General features: G+C 50.1%; 1 protein-coding gene. It reads left to right on the forward strand.

The window, feature by feature from the left end:
• The coding region (locus BUB37_RS21240) for an Ig-like domain-containing protein (protein WP_170863207.1) at positions 1-1,008 on the forward strand (1,008 nt) is incomplete at its 5' end.
• Positions 1,009-1,164: the final 156 nt, after the last annotated feature.

Raw genomic sequence — 1,164 nt, forward strand, 5'->3', positions numbered from 1 at the left:
GTGGAGCTGACCGTTGATGTCGAGCCCGCCAATGCGGACGACCCGGGCGTGACCTGGACTTCGAGCGATACCTCCATAGCGACTGTAAGCGATACGGGAGGGGTAAGTGCGGTTTCCCCCGGCACGGCGACCATTACGGCGACGACGGTCGACGGCGGGTTTACGGACACCTCCGAGATTACGGTGAATGCCGTTTCCGTACCTGTAACGGGTATTGTCGTGGAACCACCGACGGTCAATTTGACGGTGGGGGAGACGGTGGAGCTGACCGCTGATGTCGAGCCCGTCAATGCGGACGACCCGAGCGTGACCTGGACTTCGAGCGATACCTCCATAGCGACTGTAAGCGATACAGGAGAGGTAAGTGCGGTTTCCCCCGGCACGGCGACCATTACGGCGACAACGGTCGACGGCGGGTTTACGGACACCTCCGAGATTACGGTAACTGAAGAAGAGGTCAATCTACCTCCAACAGCTGAAGACATTTCTCTTGTCATTCCGATCTATGCTGGAAACATTAGTATAGATGTGGCAGATAAGATTAGTGACCCCGAGAACGATGACCTTACGGTGGGTATTCAAGCCCCTCCTGCAAACGGCACGGCTACTATATCAGGCACGGAAATCAAATACACTGCCAACAATGGTTTCACTGGAAATGATGTAATTATCTATTCGGTCGATGATGGCAATAGCGAGGTAACCGCAACTATTACTATACATGTGAATAGCCCACCGGTAGCCAATGATGACTATGAACAAGTTATTGGGACTACCCCTATTTTCATCGATGTTATTGAAAATGATTCCGATTTGGATGAGGATATTTTAAGCATTTCATATATAGATCAACCAAGTCCCATTTCGGGGGTGAGTTATGCCGAAATCGTTGGAAATGGTATTTCATTTCAAGCGGCACCTGGCTTTACAGGGAGAATTACGTTTAGTTACACTATTACGGATGGAAGTGAATATGATACGGCTCTAGTAACGATAGATGTTAATTAGAATGGGAAAGTCCACATATAACAAATTAATACATTCCTTGGTATTCATGACCGTCATGTTTGCCTGCACCAAGGACGTTGGGCTTTTGACCGAGGTTGAGTTCGTGCTGTCGGGCGAGAACACGGAGGCGGGTCATGTGGGCGAATCGCTGCCCAC

Origin of the sequence: Pseudozobellia thermophila (genome assembly GCF_900141855.1) — a bacterium.
Lineage (GTDB): Bacteria > Bacteroidota > Bacteroidia > Flavobacteriales > Flavobacteriaceae > Pseudozobellia > Pseudozobellia thermophila.